This window comes from Methylophaga sp. UBA1464 (assembly GCF_002325665.1).
GTDB lineage: Bacteria > Pseudomonadota > Gammaproteobacteria > Nitrosococcales > Methylophagaceae > Methylophaga.
This window is the reverse complement of record NZ_DCSO01000077.1, coordinates 15151-21557: the sequence shown is the minus strand read 5'-3', so window position 1 is coordinate 21557 and position 6407 is coordinate 15151. Positions and strand designations below refer to the sequence as shown.

The window sequence follows — 6407 nt, the reverse complement described above, 5'->3', positions numbered from 1 at the left end:
TTCCAGTTCCAGATGGTTGGGGTTCACACCAAATTCGTCGATGCAGCTGTCTATATACTCAACAAACTGCAAATGACGGAACTGTCTGGGGCTGATATTGACCGATAAAGTCAGATTCTCCATGCCTGGTAGCGTTGACCACTCAGCCAGTATTTCACAGGCTTTTCTCAACACCCATGCACCCAATGGGATGATCAGGCCACTCGACTCAGCGACCGGGATAAAGTCAGCAGGTGAAATAAACCCTTCTACGGGATCATGCCAGCGTAATAACGCTTCCATTCCAACATATTGCTGATCACTACTGATTTGCGGTTGCACGTACAATTCTAACTGCTGCAGTGAAATAGCTTCTCGTAATTTGCGTTCCAATTCACTGCGACGGTTCACTTCTTTCTGCATGATCGGGTCAAAAAACCTCAGGCTGTTACGGCCTGATGCTTTGGCCCGGTATAGCGCCATATCAGCCTCTTGCAGTAAACGTTCAACATCGCCTTCTGCATCAGAAAATAAGGCAATACCCACACTGGCAGAGGCAATATACTGTGTCTGATCCAATATAAAGGGCAACACAAAATCCAGCAGGATCTCTTCAGCTAGCTGTTGTGCGGCCGCTTCCACCTCAACTCGATTTGCTCCCATGTTCGGCTTGACGATAACAAACTCGTCCGATCCCAATCTGGCAACTAAATCATTGGGTGCCAACCGTGATTGAAGGCGTTTGGAAACCCCCTGGAGTAATAAATCGCCTGCGTGATGTCCTAACGTGTCATTCAAGGTTTTAAACGCATCAAGATCGATTATCAATAATGCGCCTTCCATTTTCGATTGATGACTTTCTGCCAGTGAATCATCCAGAAATTCCATCAGTAACCGACGATTTGCCAATCCCGTCAACGAATCATATAACGCCAGTTTACGAAGCTGCTTTTGAATCAAAAGATGATCCGTGATGTCTGTCGAGATGCCGCATAAGGCGTAGATAGTGCCGTCTTCACGCCGCAACGGCATTTTGACCGATAAGAAGGTTAGAGGTTTAGCAGAGCCATGAACCTTAATGGTTTCTTCCTCTACAATACGTTCACCTTTTTCGATAACCCTTAGATCATTTTCACGCAAAGTCTGGCAGGTTTCACGGTCAAACAGTATTTCATCGGTTTTACCTAATATATCTTTATCTTCCAGGCCAATCAGTTTGCACAGGTTTTGATTGACATACTGGTAATGCAATTGCAGATCTTTGATATAAACATGGGCATCGACACTATCCAGAATGACACTCAAATTTTGCTGAGTTTGACGCAGCGAAATATTTTTTTCATGAACGCGACGCCGCATTAACAGTGAAAATAGTATTGCGCTGGCAAAACCTGCAATCAGGGCAATAACTAACCACCAGATTTCTTTTGGAATGGTTGTCTTGGTTTCAGAACTATTCCAATCATTCAAAATGGAAAAGTAGGGCGACTCAGTGTCTGCTTGCCATTGTTGCAAATACTTATCAATGGCCTGCAACACTTCGCCATGCTGACCGCGAGTCGTTGCAAAATACAAACGGCTGGGTTGAAAAACAACCGGCGTGGGTTTTAAGTTCAGTTCGGCAGCTTTAAGTTCACTAATAAAGTTATTTGCTGTTACGGCATCGGCAATGCCATTCATTAACGCTGCAAAAGCTGCTTCCTGTGTATCAACCAGAACAAAGGTGACATCAATACTGAAATTTTCTGCCAATTGACGTAAATAATCGTATTGAATCGAACCTCGAAGTAACGCCAGTCGTTTACCATCAAGCTCCAGTAAACTGCTCAGGGTATGCCTGCGATTGACATAAATCTGTGACCAGCTGAGTAATGCTGCAGTGGAATGAAAATCATATAATTCACTGCGTGCCGAACTCGCTGCTACATCCGGTAACAAATCAATTTCACCATTGGCGAGCTGCTGCAGACATTCATTCCAATAACAGGGCACGGCAATCAACTGCCAGTTTTCCTGAGCTGCGATCACTTGCAGAATGTCACCCAGAATGCCCGTTAGCTGTCCTTTTGAATCCGTCAACAGCTTGGGTGGATTTTCATAGACACCGACCCGCAAGGTGGTTTGCTCTGCCAATAATTGTCCGCTGGTTAACAATGCTGATACCAGCATCAATAACGAACTTAAATTGATTGGTTTGGCTTTTGAGATCATGAACAGGCTGGCCAATAGGAGACTGTTATATTTATAACAGATTTACTGTGTTCTCACTGACCAAAATAGAGCCATTCAGGCAGCGGTGATTGGCCAGTGCATGATTGGTTGATATTGCGGCCCTTGTTCTGTTGATACCGACTTCATTAGTACCAGTTGTTCTGCTTTAAAACACACCAGAGCAATCGGCACAGATACTGCTCCGCTGGCTTTACGTGCCAATGTAATATGGGGTTGGTAGGGTCTTTCATCTACTTTTATCTCTGCTTCCCTGGCAATCTGTTCCAGCTTACTGACTAAATCAAACAATACCGCTCTGGGCGTGCGACTGGTCAGACAGAAAATACCCGGCGTTTCCCAGTAGGAAACAAGATCAAACTGCATATCTATTGCCGGACAGCGTATTGAGTCGACATGTTTTAACAATGCATTGATTTGCTGTTGATCCAGTTGTCCGAGAAATAATAAAGTCTGATGTAAGTTATCAGTAGTTTGTAACTTGAGAGAAGGGTCATCTGGCAGACGTTTCATTATATGTTGAATCTGCATGCGGGAGTTTAAGTCTGGAGACAGGGCAAAAAAATATCTTCCCGGCGTTAACTCCCTGTTTTGTTTTAAATTCATATTAATCAGAATCCGCCGTTACAATCTGATTTCGCCCATTATCTTTGGCCCGATATAATGCCTCGTCAGCACGTTTAATCGTATCATTAATCACTTCACCGTGCCTGAATTCACTTACTCCGAAACTGGCTGTAATAAGCTGATCAACATTAAAAACATATTGTTGTATCTGAAGACGCATTTGCTCAGCCAATCGCAAAGCGCCATTTTGTGAGGTTTGTGAACAGAGGATCAAAAATTCTTCACCGCCCCATCGACCTACCAGGTCATTTTCACGCACCATCGACTTCAACAGCAAGGCAAACTCTTTGATAACGTCATCACCCACATCATGGCCATACTCGTCATTAATCGTTTTAAAATAATCCACATCCAACAGGATTAACGAAAAGGCCTGTTGTGATCGATTGGCCGCATCCAGTTCCAGAGTAAACCGCTGATACAATGCATAGCGATTGGCCAGCCCTGTCAGATGGTCATGCTGGGAAATTTGTTCAAGCCTGGTATTTAAATGCAATAAATTCCGGTTATGGTGATGCATCTGCCAATAACGATAAACCAGCACCAGCAGTACCAACAAAATGCCAGCCAGTAACTGCCAGAACAAAGCATTATCTGCGGGTTGCGGATAATCGATTGACAACCAGTTAGCCAGCACTCTCTGACGTTCCATCTCAGTGGTATCAGTAATCACCTTGTTGAAAATATCAAGCAATTGCGGCTCTCTGGTGCTCACCCCCACCGACATTGCATATTGCTGATCCAGCACCCCACTGATTTTCAGGTGGGAAATTCCCCAGCGTAACATCTGGTAATTTATCGTCGGGACGGTATCGATATATCCATAAGCCTGACCCGTTTCGACCTGTTTCAAACCATGCCGTGGCGTATCGACAATGCGGATATTGATATGCGGATAACGATTACGCAGCATTTCAACACCGGCATACCCCTCCACCATGACAAAATCACGCTCGCGAATCTGTTCGAATTTCACCACAAACTCATGGTCCGGCTGTGTGGCAACAGCCAATGGATAAAAAATAAAGGGACGCGTTACGTTGAGCCATTCACGCCGACTGGGAACATCCTGAGCACTGGCAAGAATATCGCACTGACCAGCCTGCACAAATTGCAGTGACTGCTCCCAACTTGATGTGGTAACCAACTCTATTGGTGTCTTTATTTTGTCGGACCATAAGTCATAAAAGTCAGACATGATGCCGGTAAACCGGCCTTTTTCATCGATACCTTCATACGGGAGCCAGTCGGGATCCGTACATAGCGTTATCGATTGTTTTTTGGTGAGATAGTCCTGCTCGTCTGAACTCAGAACCACTTCTGCTCTAACAGGGAGGCACACCAAAAAGCCAATCCAAACCAGCATAAATGCTATGTATCGACATACCGTCCTTGGCTCCATTGCCTTCACTAGCTCACCTTAGTTAATCATGATCCCGGATAAATACCCAATCATTTTTTTGACTCATTTCGTCACTGTATCGATAACCATCCAAGTCAAATTGCTTGAGTTTTTCCGGCGAATTAATTTGTTGATCAATAATGTAACGGCTCATCAGTCCCCGTGCTTTTTTGGCATAAAAACTGATCATTTTATACTGACCATTTTTCCAGTCTTTAAAAACCGGTGTAATAATGGTCGCATTAAGTTTTTTAGCATTCACTGCTTTAAAATATTCATTCGATGCAAGGTTGATTAACACGCCATCACTTAACGCCGGTTCTGCTTGCAACGATTCCTGCAATTTCTCTCCCCAGAAACTGTAGAGATCTCTGCCAGCATCATTCTGAAATGGCGTACCCATCTCCAAACGATAGGGCTGTATCAGATCCAAAGGTCTTAATACACCGTACAGGCCGGACAAGATCCGTAAATGTTGCTGTGCAAACGCCAACCCATTTTCATTCAGGGTTTCAGCGTTCAGGCCGGTATACACATCTCCTTTAAATGCCAGGATCGCTTGTTTGGCGTTCTTCTCGGTAAAAGGCGTTTCCCATTGTTGAAACCGTGCCATATTTAAACCAGCCAGTTTGTCACTGATCTTCATCAGGCCGGCAATTTCCTGAGAAGACAGCTTTTTCAATTGATCTATCAATTGCTGTGATTGTGTCAGAAACCGTGGTTCAGTGTATTTATCGGTATGCGAAGGTGTATCAAAATCGAGCGTCTTCGCTGGTGAGATTACAGTGAGCATAAGAAATTTAAGGTTCCTTCAGTCAGATTTATGGTTTAGGTTTGTTCGGATCATCTCGGTCGCTAATATCTTCATAATCCGCAATATAATCATCGTTATCATACACCGCCTCAACCTCTACCTCATCATATAAAGGATTGAACGGAAAAGGTTTTCTTTCATCATTGTATGTCAGAAATAAAACAATTTGCTGGATAAAGCGGGCCAAATCTTTTGAAAAACCCCGGATTGATTCATTGGCACTACCGCTAAATAATGCAAAGACAAACTGCACAATGACCACTATGGCTAAAACAGTCATGGTCAGATACAGCACAAAACCATAAAGCAACATATACAGTAAGCGGATTAGTTGCTGCTTTTCACCACTATCTTTAAGACCAGTGTTATCCATGTCGTGTCTCCTGATTAATGATAAGTCCATATCACTTTAACACTTCCATTACGCATTGCGGATAGTCAAAACATAAATTTCATAAACTGAGCAATTACTGGAGCAATCAGCTGGTTTGTGGGAAACTTTGGCGTTTATTCCTGTTGATGACCGAAACCACCATGGACCGATTTTTTATCACTTTGGAAACCTCGATAAACCGTTTTACCGAATACACCGGCAAACTCAGTAGCTGGCTGGTATTACTGCTGGTATTGTTAACCTGTTACGACGTGATGATGCGTTATCTGTTTCAACAAGGCTCTGTAGGACTGCAAGAACTGGAATGGCACCTGTTCGCGCTCATATTTCTACTCGGCAGCGCTTATACCTTGAAGCACGACGCCCATGTGCGGGTGGATATTTTATATCGCAGTCAGCGCCTGACGGATAAGCATCGCGCCTGGATAGATACGCTTGGCATTGTATTGTTTCTGATGCCGTTCTGTCTGCTGATTCTGATCAGCAGTTGGCCATTTGCCTACAATTCGTTTCTCTATCAGGAAGGCTCACCAGACCCGGGCGGCCTGCCCTATCGGTTTATTCTCAAATCAGCACTGTTATTGGGCTTTCTGTTGATAATGATTCAGGCGGTGGCTGAGCTAATTCGTAATATCCGCATTATTCGCAGTCATCAGGAGCAAAAGTAATGGAATATATTGCTCTGCTGATGTTTGGACTGTTAATCCTGCTGTTACTGACCGGTTATCCGGTCGCCTTCGTGCTGGGTGCCATTTCGTTGTTATTTGGCAGTATCTATCTGGGTTTTGATTTCTTCCAGCTGTTGCCGTTTCGCATCTGGGGCATCATGACCAACTTCACCTTGCTGGCTGTCCCTCTTTTTGTGTTTATGGGGGTTGTGCTGGAAAAATCCGGTGTCGCGGAAGAATTGCTCGATACCATGGGCCGGGTATTTGGCCGTATTCGTGGAGGCCTGGCTATCT

Annotated in this window: 7 protein-coding genes; 2 read left to right on the top strand and 5 right to left on the bottom strand. The window is 44.3% G+C overall.

Annotation, left to right across the window (positions count from 1 at the left end; translation table 11 throughout):
* From B3O33_RS09285 to B3O33_RS09265, 5 genes are all read right to left on the bottom strand, one after another.
* On the bottom strand, positions 1-2190 hold a 2190-nt coding region (locus B3O33_RS09285; RefSeq protein WP_292363482.1), incomplete at its 3' end, for a diguanylate cyclase domain-containing protein.
* A gap of 75 nt (positions 2191-2265) precedes the next feature.
* Positions 2266-2814 (bottom strand): RNA 2',3'-cyclic phosphodiesterase, encoded by a 549-nt coding sequence (thpR, locus tag B3O33_RS09280; RefSeq protein WP_292363481.1) that lies wholly within the window; start codon positions 2812-2814, stop codon positions 2266-2268.
* A 1-nt stretch (position 2815) separates the two neighbouring features.
* Positions 2816-4153 carry a diguanylate cyclase gene (locus B3O33_RS09275; RefSeq protein WP_292362418.1) on the bottom strand — a complete coding sequence of 446 codons (1338 nt, stop codon included), beginning with the start codon at positions 4151-4153 and terminating at the stop codon, positions 2816-2818.
* A 106-nt stretch (positions 4154-4259) separates the two neighbouring features.
* Positions 4260-5030, bottom strand: a complete 771-nt coding sequence (gene yaaA / locus B3O33_RS09270) for a peroxide stress protein YaaA (RefSeq protein WP_292362417.1) — start codon at positions 5028-5030, stop codon at positions 4260-4262.
* Positions 5031-5058: 28 nt separating this feature from the next.
* Positions 5059-5424 (bottom strand): DUF4389 domain-containing protein, encoded by a 366-nt coding sequence (locus B3O33_RS09265; protein WP_292362416.1) that lies wholly within the window; start codon positions 5422-5424, stop codon positions 5059-5061.
* Positions 5425-5585: 161 nt separating this feature from the next.
* Between B3O33_RS09265 and B3O33_RS09260 the strand changes: the two genes are divergently transcribed.
* Both B3O33_RS09260 and B3O33_RS09255 read left to right on the top strand, forming a co-directional pair.
* Entirely contained in the window at positions 5586-6113 is a 528-nt protein-coding gene (locus tag B3O33_RS09260) for a TRAP transporter small permease subunit (protein ID WP_292363480.1), read from the top strand.
* Positions 6113-6407 (top strand): TRAP transporter large permease subunit (locus B3O33_RS09255; RefSeq protein WP_292363479.1); only part of this gene is annotated, 295 nt, incomplete at its 3' end. The genes B3O33_RS09260 and B3O33_RS09255, both read left to right, overlap by 1 nt.

Bases quoted from the DNA above. Each gene is read 5' to 3' on its own strand.
- thpR (WP_292363481.1), bottom strand. From the start codon at position 2,814: ATGAATTTAAAACAAAACAGGGAGTTAACGCCGGGAAGATATTTTTTT.
- yaaA (WP_292362417.1), bottom strand. From the start codon at position 5,030: ATGCTCACTGTAATCTCACCAGCGAAGACGCTCGATTTTGATACACCT.
- B3O33_RS09265 (WP_292362416.1), bottom strand. From the start codon at position 5,424: ATGGATAACACTGGTCTTAAAGATAGTGGTGAAAAGCAGCAACTAATC.
- B3O33_RS09260 (WP_292363480.1), top strand. From the start codon at position 5,586: ATGGACCGATTTTTTATCACTTTGGAAACCTCGATAAACCGTTTTACC.